The organism is Euzebya sp. (assembly GCF_964222135.1).
GTDB lineage: Bacteria > Actinomycetota > Nitriliruptoria > Euzebyales > Euzebyaceae > Euzebya.
Window position 1 is genome coordinate 16,727 of record NZ_CAXQBR010000002.1, and the last position, 18,515, is coordinate 35,241.

23 protein-coding genes and 1 pseudogene are annotated in these 18,515 nt (G+C 73.3%); 14 read left to right on the forward strand and 10 right to left on the reverse strand.

The features are described 5' to 3' along the window. Positions 1-25: 25 nt before the first annotated feature. A complete protein-coding gene (locus tag ACEQ2X_RS00540; protein ID WP_370323786.1) occupies positions 26-1,252 on the reverse strand; it encodes a hypothetical protein in 1,227 nt (408 codons plus the stop codon). Between the two features lie 62 nt (positions 1,253-1,314). On the opposite strand from ACEQ2X_RS00540, the gene ACEQ2X_RS00545 reads away from it, so the two are divergent. Both ACEQ2X_RS00545 and ACEQ2X_RS00550 read left to right on the forward strand, forming a co-directional pair. Beyond that, positions 1,315-2,298, forward strand: coding sequence for a DUF4268 domain-containing protein (locus ACEQ2X_RS00545; RefSeq protein ID WP_370323787.1), 984 nt, complete (start codon positions 1,315-1,317; stop codon positions 2,296-2,298). A gap of 84 nt (positions 2,299-2,382) precedes the next feature. Continuing rightward, positions 2,383-2,730 (forward strand): hypothetical protein, encoded by a 348-nt coding sequence (locus ACEQ2X_RS00550; protein WP_370323788.1) that lies wholly within the window; start codon positions 2,383-2,385, stop codon positions 2,728-2,730. A 20-nt stretch (positions 2,731-2,750) separates the two neighbouring features. Here ACEQ2X_RS00550 and ACEQ2X_RS00555 read toward each other — a convergent pair whose 3' ends face one another. After that, positions 2,751-4,424, reverse strand: a complete 1,674-nt coding sequence (locus ACEQ2X_RS00555) for an AAA family ATPase (protein ID WP_370323789.1) — start codon at positions 4,422-4,424, stop codon at positions 2,751-2,753. Positions 4,425-4,451: 27 nt separating this feature from the next. Beyond that, entirely contained in the window at positions 4,452-5,369 is a 918-nt protein-coding gene (locus ACEQ2X_RS00560; protein WP_370323790.1) for a queuosine salvage family protein, read from the reverse strand. 129 nt (positions 5,370-5,498) lie between these two features. On the opposite strand from ACEQ2X_RS00560, the gene ACEQ2X_RS00565 reads away from it, so the two are divergent. Beyond that, a complete protein-coding gene (locus tag ACEQ2X_RS00565) occupies positions 5,499-6,431 on the forward strand; it encodes a ribokinase (RefSeq protein WP_370323791.1) in 933 nt (310 codons plus the stop codon). Positions 6,432-6,523: 92 nt separating this feature from the next. Next, entirely contained in the window at positions 6,524-6,850 is a 327-nt protein-coding gene (locus ACEQ2X_RS00570) for a hypothetical protein (RefSeq protein ID WP_370323792.1), read from the forward strand. Positions 6,851-6,891: 41 nt separating this feature from the next. On the opposite strand, the gene ACEQ2X_RS00575 is transcribed toward ACEQ2X_RS00570, so the two are convergent. Together ACEQ2X_RS00575 and ACEQ2X_RS00580 are read right to left on the reverse strand one after the other, a co-directional pair. Continuing rightward, positions 6,892-7,167, reverse strand: a complete 276-nt coding sequence (locus ACEQ2X_RS00575; RefSeq protein ID WP_370323793.1) for a hypothetical protein — start codon at positions 7,165-7,167, stop codon at positions 6,892-6,894. Next, positions 7,167-7,931: a CPBP family intramembrane glutamic endopeptidase gene (locus tag ACEQ2X_RS00580; protein ID WP_370323794.1), complete on the reverse strand. Its 765-nt coding sequence runs from the start codon at positions 7,929-7,931 to the stop codon at positions 7,167-7,169. Before ACEQ2X_RS00580 ends, ACEQ2X_RS00575 begins: the two co-directional genes overlap by 1 nt. 228 nt (positions 7,932-8,159) lie before the next feature. On the opposite strand from ACEQ2X_RS00580, the gene ACEQ2X_RS00585 reads away from it, so the two are divergent. The 4 genes from ACEQ2X_RS00585 (at position 8,160) to ACEQ2X_RS00600 (ending at position 10,901) form a co-directional block, all read left to right on the forward strand. After that, positions 8,160-9,626 carry a sugar transferase gene (locus tag ACEQ2X_RS00585; protein ID WP_370323795.1) on the forward strand — a complete coding sequence of 489 codons (1,467 nt, stop codon included), beginning with the start codon at positions 8,160-8,162 and terminating at the stop codon, positions 9,624-9,626. A gap of 34 nt (positions 9,627-9,660) precedes the next feature. Beyond that, the gene (locus ACEQ2X_RS00590; protein ID WP_370323796.1) at positions 9,661-10,059 is read left to right on the forward strand and encodes an MmcQ/YjbR family DNA-binding protein; all 399 of its coding nucleotides are present in this window, start codon (positions 9,661-9,663) and stop codon (positions 10,057-10,059) included. A gap of 81 nt (positions 10,060-10,140) precedes the next feature. Next, complete coding sequence (locus ACEQ2X_RS00595; protein WP_370323797.1) at positions 10,141-10,734, forward strand: hypothetical protein; 594 nt, start codon at positions 10,141-10,143, stop codon at positions 10,732-10,734. Positions 10,735-10,754: 20 nt separating this feature from the next. Beyond that, a complete protein-coding gene (locus ACEQ2X_RS00600; protein WP_370323798.1) occupies positions 10,755-10,901 on the forward strand; it encodes a hypothetical protein in 147 nt (48 codons plus the stop codon). 7 nt (positions 10,902-10,908) lie between these two features. On the opposite strand, the gene ACEQ2X_RS00605 is transcribed toward ACEQ2X_RS00600, so the two are convergent. Together ACEQ2X_RS00605 and ACEQ2X_RS00610 are read right to left on the reverse strand one after the other, a co-directional pair. Continuing rightward, positions 10,909-11,670 carry an ABC transporter permease gene (locus tag ACEQ2X_RS00605; protein WP_370323799.1) on the reverse strand — a complete coding sequence of 254 codons (762 nt, stop codon included), beginning with the start codon at positions 11,668-11,670 and terminating at the stop codon, positions 10,909-10,911. Further along, positions 11,667-12,278: pseudogene (locus tag ACEQ2X_RS00610) on the reverse strand (ABC transporter ATP-binding protein); the annotation flags it as partial. The pseudogene ACEQ2X_RS00610 and the gene ACEQ2X_RS00605, both read right to left, overlap by 4 nt. A 5-nt stretch (positions 12,279-12,283) precedes the next feature. Here ACEQ2X_RS00610 and ACEQ2X_RS00615 point away from each other — a divergent pair. From ACEQ2X_RS00615 to ACEQ2X_RS00625, 3 genes are read left to right on the forward strand one after another with little or no spacing between them, the layout of a single operon-like run. After that, complete coding sequence (locus tag ACEQ2X_RS00615; RefSeq protein ID WP_370323800.1) at positions 12,284-13,036, forward strand: TetR/AcrR family transcriptional regulator C-terminal domain-containing protein; 753 nt, start codon at positions 12,284-12,286, stop codon at positions 13,034-13,036. Between the two features lie 9 nt (positions 13,037-13,045). Then, on the forward strand, positions 13,046-13,456 hold the full coding sequence (locus ACEQ2X_RS00620) for a nucleotidyltransferase family protein (RefSeq protein WP_370323801.1): 411 nt from the start codon (positions 13,046-13,048) through the stop codon (positions 13,454-13,456). After that, positions 13,453-13,917, forward strand: a complete 465-nt coding sequence (locus tag ACEQ2X_RS00625; RefSeq protein WP_370323802.1) for a DUF86 domain-containing protein — start codon at positions 13,453-13,455, stop codon at positions 13,915-13,917. The genes ACEQ2X_RS00620 and ACEQ2X_RS00625 overlap by 4 nt, the downstream gene beginning before the upstream one ends. Positions 13,918-13,979: 62 nt before the next feature. Here the strand turns inward: ACEQ2X_RS00625 and ACEQ2X_RS00630 are convergent, their stop codons facing one another. Continuing rightward, on the reverse strand, positions 13,980-14,528 hold the full coding sequence (locus ACEQ2X_RS00630; protein WP_370323803.1) for a DUF1707 domain-containing protein: 549 nt from the start codon (positions 14,526-14,528) through the stop codon (positions 13,980-13,982). A gap of 92 nt (positions 14,529-14,620) precedes the next feature. Here ACEQ2X_RS00630 and ACEQ2X_RS00635 point away from each other — a divergent pair, with 92 nt between their 5' ends. After that, complete coding sequence (locus tag ACEQ2X_RS00635; RefSeq protein ID WP_370323804.1) at positions 14,621-15,262, forward strand: TetR/AcrR family transcriptional regulator; 642 nt, start codon at positions 14,621-14,623, stop codon at positions 15,260-15,262. Between the two features lie 4 nt (positions 15,263-15,266). Here ACEQ2X_RS00635 and ACEQ2X_RS00640 read toward each other — a convergent pair whose 3' ends face one another. Together ACEQ2X_RS00640 and ACEQ2X_RS00645 are read right to left on the reverse strand one after the other, a co-directional pair. Further along, the gene (locus tag ACEQ2X_RS00640; protein ID WP_370323805.1) at positions 15,267-16,001 is read right to left on the reverse strand and encodes an aminoglycoside phosphotransferase family protein; all 735 of its coding nucleotides are present in this window, start codon (positions 15,999-16,001) and stop codon (positions 15,267-15,269) included. A 35-nt stretch (positions 16,002-16,036) separates the two neighbouring features. Further along, on the reverse strand, positions 16,037-16,765 hold the full coding sequence (locus ACEQ2X_RS00645; RefSeq protein ID WP_370323806.1) for an NUDIX domain-containing protein: 729 nt from the start codon (positions 16,763-16,765) through the stop codon (positions 16,037-16,039). Between the two features lie 54 nt (positions 16,766-16,819). Between ACEQ2X_RS00645 and pnuC the strand changes: the two genes are divergently transcribed. Further along, complete coding sequence (gene pnuC / locus ACEQ2X_RS00650; RefSeq protein WP_370323807.1) at positions 16,820-17,533, forward strand: nicotinamide riboside transporter PnuC; 714 nt, start codon at positions 16,820-16,822, stop codon at positions 17,531-17,533. Then, positions 17,530-18,510 carry an AAA family ATPase gene (locus ACEQ2X_RS00655; protein ID WP_370323808.1) on the forward strand — a complete coding sequence of 327 codons (981 nt, stop codon included), beginning with the start codon at positions 17,530-17,532 and terminating at the stop codon, positions 18,508-18,510. The genes pnuC and ACEQ2X_RS00655 overlap by 4 nt, the downstream gene beginning before the upstream one ends. Positions 18,511-18,515 lie beyond the last annotated feature (5 nt).

An 18,515-nucleotide genomic window follows, 5' to 3' on the forward strand; every position in this document is an offset into this window, starting at 1 on the left:
AGCCGCTCTGCGCTGGCTGCTGCGGTCAGACCGAGCCCCACGCCAGGACCTCCAGCTGCCGGCCGTCCCACGGTGCGGCCTCCCACCCGTCCTCGCCCTGCTCCAGCCACGTCGCGCAGCGGCTGCACCGCCGCGGGGTCGGCAGCAACGGTCTGATGCAGCCGCCTAGCTGCACCTCGCCCCTCTCGGCCATGTCCACCAACTCCGGGCTGGGGTAGCCGTACACCACGGGAACCTCGAGCTCGCCGCAGATCGGGCACGCCGTCGGTCGCCGTGGTGACCGCCGCCCTGGGTCGGGGATGCGGTACACCTGGGCGCCGCAGGGTTCGGCCTCGGCTTGGACGACGTACCAGCCAGGCCGGACGTCGAGCACGTCGTGTTGCGGGTCCCCCTCGGTGCTCCGGACCACGATCCGGCCGTCAGCAGCGTGCACCACCCGGCGGGGCGCTGGGGCGACCGGCCCCTCGAAGGCGTCGGTGTCGCCGACGAGGCGGATGGCGTCCACCTGCCCCTCGGCGTCGATCGACTGCAGGACGGCCAGTGGGATGCCGTCCGGCGGAGCGATCTCCACCGTGCCGCCGTCCGGCTCGGTGGTCTCGATCACGCCGCGCCACGCGCCGCCCAGCACCCAGCTGCCGGTCGGGCGCCACAACCGCCCGGCCAGTGGCAGGCCCAGGTGTTCGCGGGCCGACTCGGCGAGCCGGTCCACCTCCGCCAGGTCGAGGATCTGCCATCCGGCGCGCGAGAGGCACGTCAGCGGTTCATCGACGGCGGACAGGCGCGAAAGGGGAAGATCGGTCGGTGGGTCGCGGAGGAACCGGACGAGGTCGACGGCGTCGAGATCCTCAGCCGCCGCCGTCATCCTCCGGACGGTCTGATCCTCGATCGGCGAGGGCGACTCGAGGAAGATGACCTGGACACCGCGGTCGCGTGCCCAGCGGATGGCCTGGGTGCCGACCTCCTCCTCCAACCAGCCGTACCAGCGGCCGAGGACGACCGCGTCGACGTCCTCGAGGTGGTCGGCGACGACCTGCCAGCCCCTGTACCGGAGGTCGTCGTGCACGCCCACGTCCCAGGCGACCTTCTCGATCTCGTCGATGGCGCTCCCCAGCGCGTCGATCGACTGCTCGGGGATCGGACTCTCGTCCATCGCGCCCTCGTGGACCGCCACGACCGCGTGGCCCCCCTCCACGAGGGTGCGGATGAGCTCCGCGGTCCGATCCCACCGCAAGCCGATGACCCCCACGCGCATGACAAGATGATCGCACGGGGGTGCGACAGCGAGCACCCGCACGATCGACGGGAGAGGATCCGATGGACATCGAGCTCGGCCGCCTCGAACCGGTCGTGCCGCGCACCGTGTGGGCGCACGAGGCACAGGACTTCACGCCGTGGCTGCTCGCCCATCCCGATGACCTGGCGGAGGCGCTCGGCATCGAGCTCGAGTTCACCGCGGCGGAGCATCCGGTCGGGCCGTACGCCCTCGATCTCGTCGGCCGCGACCTGACGCACGATGCGGTGCTGATCGTCGAGAACCAGCTGGAGGCGACCGATCACAGCCACCTCGGTCAGCTCCTCACCCACACCGCTGGGACCGGGGCCGCGACGATCGTGTGGATCGCCACGAGGATGCGCGACGAGCACCGACAGGCGCTCGACTGGTTGAACCAGGAGACCGGGGAGGGCATCCGGTTCTTCGGCGTGGAGCTGCGGGTGGTGCGCATCGGCACCTCTGCGCCTGCGCCGCTCCTCGACGTCGTGGCCGAGCCGAACGACTGGCAGAAGCACGTCAGGGCTGCCGCGCGGGCCGAGCAGTCCGGCGGCAAGGGCGAGATCTACCTGCGGTTCTGGACCCGCTACCTCGAACGCGTCCACGATGAGCACCCGGGGTGGACGAGGGCACGGAAGCCGCAGACCGCGAACTGGATAAGCCAACCCGCGGGGGTACCCGGGGCGTACATCTCGGTGAGCTTCGCGGCGGGGGCACGGCTGCGCCACGAGCTCTACATCGACTCCGAGGATGGCGAGGTCAACCAGCGGACGTTCGACGCCCTGTCGGCGCACCGCGATCTGCTCGAGGAGCAGTACGGACGGCAGCTGTCGTTCGAGCCGCTCTCGAACCGTCGGGCGTGCCGCATCGCTGAGTACCGCGACGATGGTGATGCTGCCGACGTCGATCGGCACGAGGACTTCATCGATTGGTTCTTCGACGCGGGGGTGCGTCTCCGTCGCGCCATCGCTGCGTTGCCCGCGCGGTGGATCGACAGCGGTCCTGCACGGCCGGATGTGGACCTGTAGGCCGTCCACAGGCGTCCCGATCGGTCTCGCCACGTGAGCGGCCCGCCCGTAGCATCGGTCCAATAGCCGCCCCCCGGAGCCCCGATGTCCGATCTCGAAGGCCGCATGACCGACGCGGAGCACCGACTGGACGTGGTCGAGGCCGACCTCGGCGACATCAGTACTGCCCGCGGACATGACGTGGCGCTGCTGACCGCCCTTCGGCAGACGCAGGTCGAGCACTCCACCGTCCTGGCACAGCAGTCCGGGATCCTCGCCGAGCACTCCGCGACCCTGGCGGAGCACTCGGCCACATTGGCCAGGCATTCCGCCATGCACGCCGAGCACACCCGGCGGTTCGACCAGATCGACAGCGCCCTCGGGACGCTGACGGTGGGCATGCACGCGATCGAACGGCTCCTCACCCGCCTGGTCGAGGACGAGACTGACTGACTGGCGGGCGGAGCCCATGATCAGGCGGCCGGCGCGTCCTTGAACAGCGCTGCCAACGTGTACAACCCGGCCCGGCGGAGCTGGTCGGGGTCACCGACCAGGACCAGCAGCGAGCGGGCTCTCGTCGCCGCCGCGTAGACGTTGCGGCTGAGCTCCTCGGCGGTCTTGTCCGACCGCAGGTCCAGGCCGAGGACGACCGCGGGGCGCTCCATCCCCTTGAACGCCGCGGCGTTGGTGGTCACCGTCTCGCCGGCGTCGTCCTGGGCGATCAGCGCGGCCGGGTCGCCCTGCAGGGGGTTGTGGTACAGCCACAGGCAGGCGACGTCGCCGGCCGCGAACCCCTCGTCCCGCACGAGCTTCCGGGCGAACTCCGGCACCCTCCCCACCACCCGGTCGGCGGGGACGCGCTCGAAGCGGATCGGCGGGCCCGACCCGGTCAGGCAGTCGGTCTCCACCGCGCCGAACAGCCGGGCGAAGTTGGCGATCTCGACGGAGTTGCGGAAGTTCTCGCGCAGCTCGTGCTCGACGTCGACGAAGTCCCGCAACGTCGGGGCGGTGCCGAACAGGTCCTGCTGGCGGTCGGCGAAGGCGTACCACCGCCCGCCGTCGCGCAGCAGGCCGGCCAGGGCCATCAGCCACAGCTCGTTCGGGTCCTGCGCCTCGTCCAGCACGATCACATCGAACTCGCCGGCCACCCCGGACTGGCCCAACCGGTCGGGGAGGACCTGGTAGTACCACTCCGTCAGCCCCTCCCGGCCGGGCATCTCGCCCGGGTCGCTGACCAGCGAGACCAGGTCGTTGACGACGACGTGACCCGACACCTCCCCGGTGACCTCGTCAGCCGCCGGGGACTGGATCGCGCGCAACCGCTCCTCCAGCCGCCGGCGCAGGTGGGTGCTGAGCAGCTTGTGCCAGCAGGTCAACAGGACCCGGTCGCCCTGGGCGGCGAACTTCGCGGCGACCTCCAAGGCCAAGACCGTCTTGCCCGTCCCGGCCGCCCCGCGGACCAGCACCTTCTTGTCCCGGGTGAACCGGTGCATCACGTTGCGGTGCGACGCCGTCAGCGCCCGGACCCGCGCGTCGTGGGCACCGACCACCAGCGCCGTGCTGGGCGTCCCCTCCACCGATCGGCCCCGCAGCACCCGGGCGATCCGCTCGGCGCGGAGCTCGCCGATCGCCTCCTCCCCGTCGACCATCGGACCCTGCACGCGCCGCAACGACCCGGGCACGTCCGCCAGCGCCCGCGCGTCCCACAGCCGGTCGTCGCCGAGCACCGGGTCGCCAGGGGCGTCGAGGGTGCACTCCGGCGTGGCGACCGCCCAGCGGATCGGGATGGTCTCGACGGGCAGCTGCGCGTCGGCCAGCGCCCGGCTGAGGAACGACCGGACCCGCTTGACCTGGGCGACCGGGTCGCGGATCTCGGCCATGCCGGCCTCCCGGCGCCGCCACGACCGCCGGGTGGCGTCGTAGGACACCGTGCCGCCCTTCACCTCGACGACCACCACCCCGTGGTCGGGGTCCACGACGACCAGGTCCGCCTCCGCCTCGGCCAGCCGCCCGCGGTCGGGGACGCTCAGCATGACCTCGTTGAGCAGGATCGCCCGGTCACCCACCGACTCGGCGATCCGCTCGTACAGCATCCGCTCCGCCGGCGGGGCGTCGTCGGACCAGCGCGGGTCGTTCCACCCCTCCACCCCTCCGATGCAACCACACGCCGCCGGTCAGTACATCGTGGTCGGGGTCAGGTGGTGGGGCCAGAAGGTCGCGTGGTACGTCTTCCACAGGCGGTAGTCGATCTGGGGGATGATCACCTGCCGGTCGTCGGGCCGTCGCCGGTTGATCGCGTCGGTCAGCTGCGCGGTGGCGACGAGGGTGCTGGCCCGGATCTCGATCTCCTCGTCGCTGTCGCGCGCCACGATGCCCCGCTCGGTGATCGTGGCCTCCAGCTCCGGGCTGTAGGTGAGGATGCCCATGACGCGCAGGGCGACCGGGACGATGTAGTCGGCGAAGGCGGTCATGCGGTCGAGGTCGCGCAGCTCGATCAGCTCCGCGCCGCGCAGCGACCACAGGGCGAGCTGGGCCAGCTTGTGCAGCTGCACCTCCTGCCCGCGGTACGTCGAGACGTCGTCGAACCGCGGGAACTCGCGCACCAGCCGCTCCAGCATCCCCTGGCCGTCGGCGTACATGGCGGGTTCGCAGTCGCGGATGAAGGTGTGGAAGTGCCCGTCGTAGCGCTCGACGAGCCGTCGACCCACGTCGTTGAGGATCTGCGCCCGCTCGGCGTTGAGGGGCATGGTGATCGACCCCTCGAAGATCGTGTCGAGGTACCCCTCGGTGATCGTCGTCCAGTGCGCGCCGTCGAGGAGCGGCTCACCCCGCTCGAGCGCCTCGTGGAGGCAGGCCGACATCCCGTCGGTGTCGACCAGCTGCTCCCCGTCTCGCTGCACGATGAACGTCTCGCCCGTCTCGAAGTCGGTGAACGCGAAGTTGAGGCAAGCGACCAGCATCATCAGGTCGATCGCCTTGTCGGGGTCCCGGTCGACGTCGTAGGGGGCCAGGGAGAGGTTCCGCGGGAACACGAACGTCTCGTACGCCATCCACGAGGCCACCGACTCGATCGCCTCGGTTGAGATCTGCACGTGCTCGGCCGTCTCCGTCACGGGGAGGCAGGAGCGCAGCACGGGTGAGCTCCAGTGGGGCGGGGTCAACATGGTCTCCTGTGTCGTGGTCGAGGATCCAGAACCCCGGACCGTAGAGGAGCCCCAGCCATGCCGCCCGACCCGACGCCCACCCCGCGCATCGCCGTGGTGGGCAGCACGATGATCGACCTGATCGCCTACGTCGACCGCGTCCCGGCGGCGGGCGAGACCGTCATCGGCCGCCGGTTCAGCCAGGGCTTCGGGGGCAAGGGCGCCAACCAGGCGGTGATGGCCGCGCGGCTCGGTGCGCAGGTCGCGATGGTCGCCTGCGTCGGGGACGACGCCTTCGGCCAGCAGACGCTCGACAACCTGGTCGAGATGGGCGTCGACACCGCACACGTCCGGCAGGTCCCGGGCACCAGCGGGATCGCCCCGATCTGGGTGGAGGCCGACGGCAGCAACCGCATCGTGATCGTGCCGGGGGCGAACGACGAGCTGACGGCGGACGCCGCGGTCTCCGCGATCACCGCGCTGGCGCACGTGGATGTCGTCGTCGGGCAGCTCGAGGTCCCCCAGCCCGCCACCACCGCCGCGTTCGAGGCCGCCCGGCGCCGCGGAGCGGTGACGATCCTCAACCCCGCGCCGTTCGCCCCGCTGTCGACCGAGCTGCTGGCCGCCACTGACTGGCTGGTGCCGAACGAGGTGGAGCTGGAGGGTCTGGTGGGCCCCGTCGACCCCAACGACGACACCGCGTTGGAGGGGGCGGTCCGCGCGCTCGGACCCCGCCTGCTGGTGACCCTCGGCGCGGCCGGGGCTGTGCTGGTGGGGGAGGGGGCGGTCGTGCGCGTCCCGGCTCCCTCGGTCGACGCCGTCGACAGCACCGGCGCGGGTGACGCCTTCATCGGCGCCTTCGCCGTCGGCATGGCCCTCGGCCGCGGGGTGGAGGCGAGCATCGACCTCGGCGTCCGCTGCGCCAGCGACAGCGTGACCCGGCCCGGCACGCAGTCCTCCTTCCCCGACCGCAAGCGCTGCACGACCCTGCTCTCGGGGGCCACGAGCTGAATCGGGCTGGCCGTCCACAGGAGCATCGATCGGTCTCGCCACCACATCGGTCCCCGACTAGCATCAGAACTCACTCGATCGCGGAGTCCCCGGTGCCTGATCTCGAAGGACGCATCACCGATGTGGAGCAGCGTGTGGACGCCTTCGAGTCCGGGCTCGACGACATCCGCACTGCCCGTCGGCACGACGTGGAGCTGCTGAGCGCGCTCCGGCAGACCCAGGTCGAGCACTCCGCCGTCCTGGCCGACCACACCGCGATCCTGGCGGAGCACACCGCGATCCTGGCCGAGCACTCCGCGATGCACGCCGAGCACACCCGGCGCTTCGATCGGATCGACCGCACGCTCGGGGAGCTGACGGTGGGCATGCACGCGATCGAGGGGCTCCTGACCCGCCTCGTCGAGGACGAGGGCAGCTGACCAGCGGCCGCCGGCGTCCGGCCCGACAGCCGGACGGGCTGTCAGTCGCTGAGCAGGGACCGCGCGACGTCCCACTCGACCCCGCAGGTCCGCACGAGGCTGGCGACCGCGTCCTCGTGCGGGATCGTCTCGGCCTCGATGGCCTGCTTGAGGGACTCCACGCGCTGTGCCAGCTCCCGGTCGGTCACCCGCTGGTGCCGTGGTGGCGCGGGGCGGTTCGGCGCGGGCACGACGATGGGGGCGTTCGCCCGGTCCTGCCGACGGCTGTAGATGACCAGGACGATCACGACGACGAGGAGCAGCACCAGCAGCGGCATCACCTACGAGTGTGCCGTCCCGGGCGGGTCCTCTCAGCGATCACCCCACCGGCGCGATCGGTCCCGCGGGCCAGCCACCGCGCAGCCGCGAGGCCGAGCACGTTGGCGGCGACGTGCACACCGATCGGCGCGACCAGGTGCCCGGCCCGGCGCCGGAGGACGTGGAGGACGCCGCCGGCCGCGGTCATCGCCGCCACCTGGGCGACCAGGACGGGCAGCTCGCCGTGCGCCGTCGCCAGCCCCTCCACCGAGGCGTTCTGCCGACGCAGCTCCCGGGCCGGCAGGATGTGCCACACCCCGAACAGCAGCGACGACACCGCACCGGGTGCCCACGACGGTCGGCTCGTCCCCTCCAACAGGGCGGGCAGGACCCCGCGGAAGGCGACCTCCTCCGCCAGCGCCGTCCCCAGCGGGATCCGCACCAGGACGTGCCACCAGGCGGTTGACGTCGACAAGGAGGTGACGCGCTCGTCCGCGAACGCCGTCCGCCCCGCGCCCGAGGCCAGCACGGCGCCGTACCCGGCGGCGACCATCGCGGCCCCCGCCGCGCCCGCGACCGCTCCCCGCCGCAGGTCGCGGCGGTCCAGCCCCAGCGCCGCGTCGTCGCACCCGGCGCGACGCGCGAGCGCGACGAGCGTGGCGGCCAGCCCCAGGTTCCACGGGACGTAGGCCACCGGCGGCAGCACCCGGTTGGTCATCACGTTCGACGCCGCCAGCACCGACACGGCGGCCACCGCGGTGCGGTCCCGCGATCCCGCCCTCACCGGAGCGGCCTCCCCGTGACGTTCGCTGCGCCGACGCACATCGCGCCGGTCCCGCAGACGTGGCGTGGCCGCATCGTGACATCCTCCCACCCGAGGGCCTCCGTCGGGCGGGATGGCGCACACGGCGCGTGCGCCCCCAGCCCGCCCTAAGGATCCCGTCGCGAGATGCCGTAACCCTCCACCGAGGGGCGGGGACGCGAGGCAGAGGGAACGAGGATGTCGACGACGGTGCAGCCCACGCTCAACCACCGCCCGGCCGAGGGCGGTCCGGGGTTCCGCCCGCCGCCCCGACGGCCGCACGACACCCGGCTGGTGCAGGACCACCTCCTCGGCTTCGTCGCGGCCCTGACCGCCGCCGACGTCCTCGCTCTGATCGGCCTCCTCGGCGTGGTCGCCCTGCGGCACGCCCCGGAGCGGGACACGTCAGGCAGCGTCCACCTCGCCGCCGCCGTCATCGTCCTCCTCGTCACGCCGGTGGTGTGGCGCCGCCTCGGCCTCTACCGGATGGTCGGCAGCTGGACGCTCGCCTCCGCCGTCACCGCGGGCGCGGCCGGGGCCGGTTCCCTGGTGCTGATCGGCGCGACGGTGATCGTCGTCCTCGACGTGGGCGACGTCTCGCGCCCGCTCCTGCTCGGCGCCCTCGCCGCGACCGGCGCATGGGTCACCGCCAGCCGCGCCGTCACCGGGATCGTGCTCCGCCGCCGCCAGGCCGACCCCCGCTGGCGCCGCCGGGTCCTGCTGGTCGGCGGGGACGTCGAGGGCGCCCGCTTCGTGTCGGTCGTGCACGACAGCCCGGACCTGGGCATGACCCTGATCGGCTACGTGGGCCGTGACATCCCCGGCGCCACGGACGAGCGGCGGCTCGGCGACCTGGCGGACCTCGCGGACATCCTGGCCACCGAGATCGTCGACGACGTCGTCGTCTGCCTGCCGTTCACCGAGTGGAACCTGGTCCGCGACTGCGTGGCCGTCGCCCGCGAGCAGGGCAAGACCATCCGCATGCCGCTGTGGGTGGCCGAGGACCTGGGCTGTGGCACCCGGGTCGACGACGTCGTCGGCGCCCCGCTGCTGAGCCTGACCACCACCCCCGACGACGTCATCCAGGTCGGGGTGAAGCGCGTCATCGACGTCGTGATCGCCGCGATCACCGTCGTCTGCTGCCTGCCCGTCCTCGCCGCTGCCGCCGTGGCGGTCAAGGTCGGCGACGGCGGCCCGATCCTGTTCGCCCAGACGAGGGTCGGCCTGCACGGGCGTCCCTTCCGGCTGCTCAAGTTCCGCACCATGGTCGTCGACGCCGAGGCCCGACTGGCCGAGGTCGCCCACCTCAACGAGCGCGACGGCGTGGCGTTCAAGGCCACCAACGACCCGCGGGTCACCCCGATCGGGCGGTGGCTGCGGCGGCTGAGCATCGACGAGCTGCCCCAGCTCCTCAACGTCCTGAAGGGCGAGATGTCCCTCGTCGGTCCGCGGCCCGCGATGCCCCACGAGGTGTCGATGTACGACCTCCGCCACCGCCGGCGCCTGTCGGTCAAGCCGGGCGTGACCGGCCTGTGGCAGGTCTCGGCCCGCCAGGACGGCGACTTCGAGGCGTGGGTCGAGCTCGACCTCGCCTACATCGACACCTGGTCGCTCGCCTCGGACGTCCGGATCCTGTGCCGGACCGTGCCGGCGGTCCTGCGCGGCACCGGGGTCTGACGCACGTCCGACCGGCCTGCGAGGATCGGCGGCGATGGCCCACCCGCGGATGTTCGACGACGACGACCCGGTCCTCGCGCGCGTCCGGGCGATCGCGCTGGCCCTGCCGGACGCGGCAGAGAAGGTCTCCCACGGCCGGCCGGCGTTCTTCACCACCAAGGTGTTCGCCTACTACGGCGGATCGCTGAAGGTGGACGGTGAGTGGGTCCAGCACCCGCACAGCATCATCGTCCAACCCGACGGCGCGGACCGCGAGGCGCTCGTCCAGGACCCCCGCGCGTTCGTGCCCGCCTACCTCGGCCCCTCCGGTTGGGTCGGGGTGGACCTCGATGAGCGGACGGACGACGTCGAGCTCGCCGAGTTGCTCGAGGACTCCTACCGCCAGACCGCCGGGTCGCGCCGGGTCGCCCGCCTGGACCAGCCTCCACGCTGAGGCTGGGGACAACCCGCCGCCGATCGTCACACCCCCTCCTGAGGGTGGTCGCACCGCAGACCGACTCCAGGAGGATCCACCGTGGACGACCACGACATCAGCGACTTCATCGACGGCCTCGACGACGCCGGCGGGTTCGCCGGCAGGGGCACCCACGAGGCGGCGGCGACCCCCGCCCTGCTGCACCAACACCGCGCCGGCAGGGTCGAGGACTGGCTCGTGACCGCCGTCACCGCGCTGCGCGACGGGATGCGCGACGACCTGCAACCCCCCGTCGCCCGCGGACTGCTGCAGACCGCCCAGGCGGTGCACGCGAGCGAGGCCGAGCCGTGCTGTGCCACCGAGTGGTTCGCACACGAGCTCAGGCGTCGGGCGAGGGACCTCCCCGATGTCTGGGTCGCCCTCGCGGTCCCCGACCTGGGCCCGAGCCGGATCTCGACGGCGGACTGGAACCCGCTCAACCTGGGCCACGGCGTCCGGGTCCGCGACATGCGCTGGTTCGTCGAGATCCGCGGGAGGGGGCTCGGACTCGACCGGGGGAAGCTGGTCCGGACCGGACGCACCTCCCTCCTCACCGACGGGCCCGTCGACCTCGAGGCCGCCGACGACCCCGGCCTGATGCGGCTGGGTCGCCGGGTCCTGCGTGGCCACCCGGTCCGTCGGGCCGCACGATGATCCTGGAGGCTGCTGAGCGCTTGGACGTCGACGTCGACCTGGTGCTCGATCTGGTCCTCTCGGGCCTTGTTCCGTCCGTCCGGCGTCCGAACGGCAGGCCGTTGGTGAGGACGGACGACGTGGCCGCTGCGATCGATCACAACCCGACCGTGCGCAGTCCGAACTAGCCCGGAGCTACGCGACCTTCCGGCGGTAGGTGGCCATGGCGCCGGCGTAGGCGACGACGAGGATGCCGACGCACCAGGCCAGCGCGATCCAGATGTCGGCGTCGACCGGCTGGGAGGCGAACAGGTCCCGGATCGCGTTGACGATCGAGGTGACCGGCTGGTTCTCGGCGAACGCGCGGACCGGGCCCGGCATCGTGTCGGTCGGCACGAACGCCGAGCTGATGAACGGGAGGAACACCAGCGGGTAGGAGAACGCGCTCGCGCCGTCGACGGTCGTGGCGGACAGGCCGGGGATGATCGCGATCCAGGTCAGCGCCAGGGTGAACAACCCCAGGATCCCGACGACGGCCAGCCACGCCAGCACGCCGGCACCGGACCGGAAGCCCATGAGGAGGGCGACGAGCACGACGACGACCAGTGACGCCGCGTTGGCGACCAGCGAGGTCAGCACGTGCGCCCACAGCACCGAGGAGCGGGCGATCGGCATGGACTGGAACCGCTCGAAGATGCCGCCCTGCAGATCCTGGAACAGCCGGTAGGCGGTGTAGGAGATGCCCGAGGCGATCGTGATGATCAGGATGCCCGGCAGCAGGTAGTCGACGTAGGACCCCGTCCCCGTCTCGATCGCCCCGCCGAACACGTAGACGAACAGCAGCAGGAACGCGATCGGCATGATCGTGGTCGTGATGATCGTGTCGACGCTGCGGGTGATGTGGCGCAGGGACCGCCCCAGCAGGGTGGTGGTGTCGCTCAGGAACTGGGTGCTCATGACTGGTCTCCCTCCGAGGTCGTGCCACCGATCAGGGACAGGAAGACGTCCTCGAGCGTCGGCTGCTTCTCCACGTACTCGACCGTCGCCGCGGGCAGGAGGCGCTTGAGCTCCTCGAGGCTCCCGCTCACGATGATCCGCCCCTCGTGCAGGATCGCGATGCGGTCCGCGAGGTGCTCGGCCTCCTCGAGGTGCTGGGTCGTGAGCAGCACCGTGGTGCCGGCGTCCGCGAGCTGCCGCACCGCCCGCCACACCTCGATGCGCGCCTGCGGGTCCAGCCCCGTCGTCGGCTCGTCGAGGTAGATGACCGGGGGGTCGCCGATCAGGCTCATCGCGAGGTCCAGGCGGCGGCGCATCCCTCCGGAGTACTCGCCGACCTTCCGCCCGCCGGCGTCGGTCAGCGAGAAGCGCGCCAGCAGGTCGTCGGCGACCCCGCCGGGGTCCGCGACGTGGCGCAGCTTGGCGATCAGGACCAGGTTCTCGCGCCCGGTGAGGATCTCGTCGACCGCGGCGGACTGGCCGGTGAGGCTGAAGGACTCCCGCGCGCGGGCCGGGTCGGCCGCGACGTCGACCCCGTGCACGGTGGCCGTGCCCGCGTCCAGACCGAGGTGCCATGGCCGACAGCGACACGACGTACGTCTCGGTGTGGGCCAAGCCGGCACCGGAGACCCGTTCGACGCTGACCCGCGACCAGATCGTGGTCGCGGCCATGGAGCTCCTCGACCGCGACGGCATCGAAGGGCTCAGCATGCGCAACCTCGCCAGCGGGCTGGAGGTCGGCGCCACCACGCTCTACTGGCACGTGGCCAACCGGCAGGAGCTCCTCGCCCTCGTGGTCAACGAGGTCTACGGCGAGGTCGAGCTGCTCGACCCGGAGGAGGCGGACTGGCGGTCCGCCGTGCGGCACCTGGCCCACCAGACGCGCGCCGGGGTCCTGCGCCACCCCTGGGTCGTGTCGGTCCTCGACCTGTTGGTGGGGGACTCATTCGCCCCGAACCTCGTCCGCATCACCGAGCACATGCTGGTCGTGCTCGAGGGGGCCGGCTTCGCGCTGCGGGAGGCCGAGCGCGCGCTGTCCACCGTCTCGGCCTACGTGCTGGGCATCTCACTGAGCGAGGCCGCGTGGCGCGGTGCCGGGTACGCCGACGAGCAGGGCGACGAGGCGGTGGCTGCCGAGTGGCAGCGCCTGGCGATGACGGCGACCGAGGACGCCCCGCGGCTGCGCGCGCTCTTCACCGCGTACGAGGACGTCGACGTGGAGCGGACCACGACCGACGACTTCGAGTACGGCCTCGACCGGGTCCTCGACGGCCTCCAGCTCCGCCTGGACGCCATCGCGGGCACCGGGTCGGGGGGTCGGGGATAGCCTCGGATCGTGCTCGACCACCGTGATGTGCTGGCGACGCTGGTCGCCGTCGCGGATGACGGCCGCCTGGCGACGATCTGCGAACGCCACGGGGTGGTCGTCCTGGGCGCGCACGGCAGCGCAGTCGACGGCGACCGCCCGGCGCGCGACCTGGACCTCGCGGTGCTCCTCCGACCGGACGCCTCGCCTGACGACGTGCTCGCGCTCACCGAAGAGCTGGGCGAGCTCCTCGGCGACGTGGTGATCGACGTCATGGACCTGCGGCAGGCCTCGCCGGTGGCGCGCACCCACGGCCTGGGCGGGATGCCGCTGTACGAGGACCGGCCCGGGCGCTTCGCCCACGAGTGCGTGGCGGCATGGTCTGAGCGTCTCGACACGGCCTGGCTCCGCCGGCTCGAGCGTGAGGTGCTGGCCGGATGACCCCGCGGGCGCTCGACCCGGAGGTGGTCCAGCAGAAGGTGCGTCACATCGCCCGGTTGCGGGATGACCTCCGCGCGATGGGTGTCGTCGAGGCCGCCCGCCTCGAGGCCGAACCCGTGACCCGACACGCAGGGGAGTGGATCCTCACACAGGTGGCCCAGCAGGCTGCCGCCGCGGCGACGTACCTGGTGGTGCGCTCAGGGGGTCAGGTGCCGACGACCTACCGGGAGTCGTTTCGCCTGCTGGCTGCCGACGCCGTCATCGATCCCGATCTTGCCGAGCGGCTGCAGGCGCTCGCCGGGATGCGCAACCTCCTGGTCCACCGCTATGACGACATCGACCTGGACCGGCTGGCTGCCGGGTTGCGACGGCTCCCAGAGGACGCCGACGCCTTCGTCCACCAGGTGACCGCCGAGGTTCGTCGCCTCCTGGGAGAGGGCACGGACCCGCCACCGTCGTGACGACGGCGTCCGCACGAGACGACGAGGCCCGCCAGATCGATGGTGGGCGTGGCCTCAGGCGGTCAGCGGGCCTGCGCGGCCTGGGGATCGTCCGTGCCGCGCCACAGCGCCCACGCGCCGGGCAGGGTCCCGATCCCGGTGCCCATCATCGGCCACACCGGCCAGAAGTAATCCGCACCCGTGAGCGCCCAGATCGTGAGGAACAGGGCGCACAGCGCCAGCCAGCCGGCGACCATCGACCGGGCCGCCGCGCGCCGGCGGGCTCGCGACGACGCCGGGGCCGTCCGCGGCAGGTCCGCGGTCACCGCCGCCAGCTCGGACTCCGTGACGGCCGCGAAGACGCGGTCCAGGCGCTCCTCGAACTCCACCAGGGTCAGCCGGCCGGCGGCCATGTGGACGCCCAGCGCCTCCGACGCCTCCCGGCGGGCGGCGTCGTCCACCCGCAGGTCGGCGCGCGCCGCGCCCGTGCGCTGTCGGGAGCGCGACGTCGGGGGGAGGGGCAACGACCCGTTCCGCCGGTCCGCTGGACGTTCGTCGACGTGCGTCCCGCCGGTCGACCTGCCGCCGCCGACCGACACCGCCGACTCGAGTCGCTGCGAGGTGCACCACATGCCCATCCCTCCTCCGAGACACCGAATCACTTGACAGTGTCAAGCCTACGCCGTGACTTGACACTGTCAAGCCGGATCCGGACGATGACCCGGTGCCGCGCCCACCGACCGACCCGCCTGCCTCCGACGGCGCCCGCGCCGCCCTGCTGGCCGCCGCCGAGGCCGAGGTCGCCGAGGGCGGGAGCGCCGCGGTCAGCCTGCGGGCGATCGCCCGTCGAGCCGGCGTCAGCCACGCCGCCCCGGCCTACCACTTCGGCGACAAGGCGGGGGTCCTCACCGCCCTGGCGACCGAGGGGTTCCGCCGCCTGACCGCCGCGATGCGCGACGCGATCGCGGACTCAGACGCCCCGACGCCGGCGCGGGAGGTCCAGGCCGCCGGCATGGGCTACCTCCGCTTCGCCCTCGACAACCCGGCGCTGTTCGACGTCATGTGGCGGCCCTCCTCCCTCCACCGCGACGACCCCGACCTGCGTGCCCGCGGCGACGACGCCTACGCGATCCTCGTCGACGCCATCGCCGCCGCCCAGGCGCGCGGGTGGGGAGACGGACGCGACGCCGACCTGCTCGCCGTCCTGATGTGGAGCTGGATCCACGGCATGGCGACCCTGCTCCGCGACGGCCCGCTCGCCGAGCAGGGCGACGCCCAGACCGCCGACACGCCCTCCGCGGAGGAGCTGGCCCGGGCCGTCGGCCGCATCCTGATCGACGCCCTCGCCGCCCCGCCCACCGGCTGACGCCTCACCCCAGCTCCGGCGCCCGCGCCGCGAGCCACGCCGCCTCGTCGTCCCACGCCGACAGCGGCACGCGGCCGAGGAACGACGCCCACGGCTCGCGGCCGGCCACGCCCCACCGGGCGGTCCGCCGGTGCTCGCGGCGCTGGAGCACCTGCAGCGCCCGCACGACCTGCCCGGGATCGAACCGGCCGTAGCCGTCGCACAGCACCGCCAACCGCACCCGCAGGTCCCCGCACGCGGCGACCCCGGCCTCCTGCCAGCGCCGGCTGAGCGGCACCGCGTACCAGGCCAGCCACGCCACGTCGCGGATCCGCGGGCCCGGCTCGGCCAGGTCCCAGTCGATCAGCGCGACCGGCTCCTCGCCCTGCCACACCACGTTCCACGGCGCGACGTCGCCGTGGCACACCACCTCCCACGGCTGCACCGTCCGGGCGGCGGCGCACCACCGCAGCGCCCCCTCCGGCCGCCAGCCCGCCACCGCGTCGTGGTAGCCGCGCAGCAACCGGGCCATGCGCCACAGCCCCTCCCCGCCCACGGGTGAGGGGGCGAACGGCCGGTGCGCCACCTCACCCGGGATCCACGTCAGCACCTCCCGGCCTGCCTCGTCGATCCCCCGCACCCGCGGCGCGCCGTCGAAGCCGACCGCCTCGAGGTGGCCGAGCAGCCGGTGCACCGCCGGCGTCCACACCCCCGTCGGCCGGCGGACGGTGTCGCCGAACCGGACCACCCCCGCGGTCATGCGCCCGCCGTGGAGCCGCTGCTCCGCCGAACCGGTCAGCTCGACCCCTCCGGATCGGCCCGCAGCAGGGGAGGGACGAGGGTCCGCGCCGGCCCGGCCCGGTACAGCAGCGCCGGTCGGCCGCCGGTCGCGGTGCGCTGGCCGGTCGGCTCGACGAACCCCTCGCTGCGCTGGACCTTGCGGTGGAAGTTCGGGGCGTGCAGCCGCTGTCCCCACACCGCCTCGTAGACCCGCCGGAGCTCCCCGAGGGTGAACTCGTCGGGCACGAAGCTGGTCGCCAGGGTGGTGTGCTCGAGCGCGGTGCGGGCCCGCTCGACGGCGTCGGCGACGATCGTGGCGTGGTCGAAGGCGAGGGTCGGCAGGTCCTCGGTCGCCCAGAACCGGGCGGCGGCGGCGTCGCCCCCTCCCACGGGTCCGGGGGGTGCGGGCACCAGCGCGAGGTAGGCGACGGTCACCACCCGCATCCGGGGGTCCCGGTCGGGGGCGCCGTAGCTGGCCAGCTGCTCCAGGTGCTCGACGGACGCGGCCAGCGCCGCCCCGGCCTCCTCCGCCAGCTCGCGGCGGGCGGCCTGCCCGAGGTCCTCGTCGGGGCGGACGAACCCGCCGGGCAGCGCCCACCCGCCGGCGAAGGGCGCCTCGCCGCGCTCGACCAGCAGCACCGACAGCTGGCCGGCCAGGACGGTCAGCACCCCCACGTCGCACGTCACCGCGACCGGGGGGTAGTCCCGGGGGTCGTAGGTCGCCGGCGCGTCGGGGGATGCCATCTGTGAGGATTCTGTCATTGCCCCGGGCCGGCGCCGACGCCTATATTTCTCCACATGAGAATAAGTCGCCGAACCGGTCTCCTCCTGCTCCTCAGCACCGTCACCTCCACCGCCGCGACCGCGGCCGCCGCGGCCGGGTGGCTCCCCCTCGACTGGTCCGCGACCGAGGTCCTCGCCGTGGTCACCGGCGCGTGGAGCGTCGCGCTGCTGGCCCGCAACCACCCCCTCGGCTGGTGGGTCGGCCTGGTCAGCGTCACCGCCTTCGCGGTCGTGTTCTGGCGGGTGCGGTTGTTCGCCGAGGTCGGCATCCAGGTCGTCTACCTGGTCACCAGCGTGCAGGCGCTGTGGGTGTGGGCGCGGACCGGGCCGGGGGAGGGGGAGCGACCGGTCGCCACCGTCCCGCGCCGCGTCGTCGCGCTCACCGTGCCGGCGGTGGTCGTCGGCGTGGTCGCGTTGCGGGCGCTGCTGGTCGAGCTCAACGGCGCCGCCCCGTTCTGGGACGCGCTCACCACGGTCGGGAGCCTGACCGCCCACCTGTGGCTGGTCGGCCGCTGGACCCAGGCGTGGTGGATCTGGATCGCGGTCGACGTGATCTACGTGCCGCTCTACGCCTCCCGCGGCCTGACCCTCACCAGCGGGCTGTACGTGGTGTTCCTCATCCTGTCGATCAGCGGGCTCCTCCGCTTCCGCGCCGAGGCCCGAGCCGCGGCGGAGGAGGGACCGGTGCCCGACGACCCCGCGGACGCGGTCGCGGTGGCCGCGGGATGACCCTCGGCGTCACGGTCGGCAAGTTCAACCCGTTCCACGTCGGCCACGACCACCTGCTCCGGACCGCGCTCGCCCGGGTGGACCACCTGGTGGTGGTCCTCGGCGACCGGCCCGGCGAGACGATCCCGGCGGCGACCCGGGCGGGGTGGCTCCGGGACGAGCACCCGGAGGTCGAGGTCCTCGTCACCCTCGACGACCTGCCCGACGCGCCCGAGCCGTGGGCGCAGCGGACCCTCGACCTGCTGGCCGGCCGCCGTCCCGACCTGGCGTTCACGTCCGAGCCCTACGGCGACGCCTGGGCGGCCGCGATGGGTGCCCGGCACGTGGCGGTGGATCCGGCGCGCGCCGCGTTCGGCGTCTGCGGGTCGGCGTTGCGGGCGGACCTGGGGTCCGGCTGGCGCTGGCTCGCGCCCGCCTCCAAGGCCGGGCTGGCCCGCCGGGTCGTCGTGGTCGGGGCGGAGTCCAGCGGCACGACCACGCTGGCCGAGGACCTGGCGGCGGCGCTCGGCACGGTGTGGGTGCCCGAGCACGGCCGCTGGTACTGGGAGGGCCGGCGCCACCTGCCCGACGCCGACCGCTGGGACCCCGAGGAGTTCGTCCACATCGGTCGGGCGCAGGCGGCGTTGGAGGACGCCCTCGCCCGCCGGGCCGACCGGGTGCTGGTCGCCGACACCGACCCGCTCGCGACCGTCGCGTGGGCCGAGCGGTACCTCGACGGGCCTGCCCCCGATGCGCTCGTCGACCTGGCGGCCGCCCGCCGGCCGGACCTGTACTTGCTGACCGCCCCGGACTTCGGCTTCGTCCAGGACGGCACCCGCGAGGACGGCCCGCACCGCCAGCGGATGCACGAGCGGCTGGCCGCGCTGCTGGCGGCGACCGGCGTGCCCTGGCACGTGCTGTGCGGCCCGCCGACGGCCCGGCTGGCCGAGGCCCGACGGCTGGTCGAGCCGCTCCGCGCGTTCGCGGTGCTGGCCTAGTGGCG

Bases quoted from the DNA above. Each gene is read 5' to 3' on its own strand.
- ACEQ2X_RS00540 (WP_370323786.1), bottom strand. From the start codon at position 1,252: ATGCGCGTGGGGGTCATCGGCTTGCGGTGGGATCGGACCGCGGAGCTC.
- ACEQ2X_RS00625 (WP_370323802.1), top strand. From the start codon at position 13,453: ATGACCCCGCGGGCGCTCGACCCGGAGGTGGTCCAGCAGAAGGTGCGT.
- ACEQ2X_RS00565 (WP_370323791.1), top strand. From the start codon at position 5,499: ATGCCGCCCGACCCGACGCCCACCCCGCGCATCGCCGTGGTGGGCAGC.
- ACEQ2X_RS00630 (WP_370323803.1), bottom strand. From the start codon at position 14,528: ATGTGGTGCACCTCGCAGCGACTCGAGTCGGCGGTGTCGGTCGGCGGC.
- ACEQ2X_RS00590 (WP_370323796.1), top strand. From the start codon at position 9,661: ATGGCCCACCCGCGGATGTTCGACGACGACGACCCGGTCCTCGCGCGC.
- ACEQ2X_RS00615 (WP_370323800.1), top strand. From the start codon at position 12,284: ATGGCCGACAGCGACACGACGTACGTCTCGGTGTGGGCCAAGCCGGCA.
- ACEQ2X_RS00645 (WP_370323806.1), bottom strand. From the start codon at position 16,765: ATGGCATCCCCCGACGCGCCGGCGACCTACGACCCCCGGGACTACCCC.
- ACEQ2X_RS00655 (WP_370323808.1), top strand. From the start codon at position 17,530: ATGACCCTCGGCGTCACGGTCGGCAAGTTCAACCCGTTCCACGTCGGC.
- ACEQ2X_RS00545 (WP_370323787.1), top strand. From the start codon at position 1,315: ATGGACATCGAGCTCGGCCGCCTCGAACCGGTCGTGCCGCGCACCGTG.
- ACEQ2X_RS00640 (WP_370323805.1), bottom strand. From the start codon at position 16,001: ATGACCGCGGGGGTGGTCCGGTTCGGCGACACCGTCCGCCGGCCGACG.
- ACEQ2X_RS00605 (WP_370323799.1), bottom strand. From the start codon at position 11,670: ATGAGCACCCAGTTCCTGAGCGACACCACCACCCTGCTGGGGCGGTCC.
- ACEQ2X_RS00550 (WP_370323788.1), top strand. From the start codon at position 2,383: ATGTCCGATCTCGAAGGCCGCATGACCGACGCGGAGCACCGACTGGAC.
- pnuC (WP_370323807.1), top strand. From the start codon at position 16,820: ATGAGAATAAGTCGCCGAACCGGTCTCCTCCTGCTCCTCAGCACCGTC.
- ACEQ2X_RS00575 (WP_370323793.1), bottom strand. From the start codon at position 7,167: ATGCCGCTGCTGGTGCTGCTCCTCGTCGTCGTGATCGTCCTGGTCATC.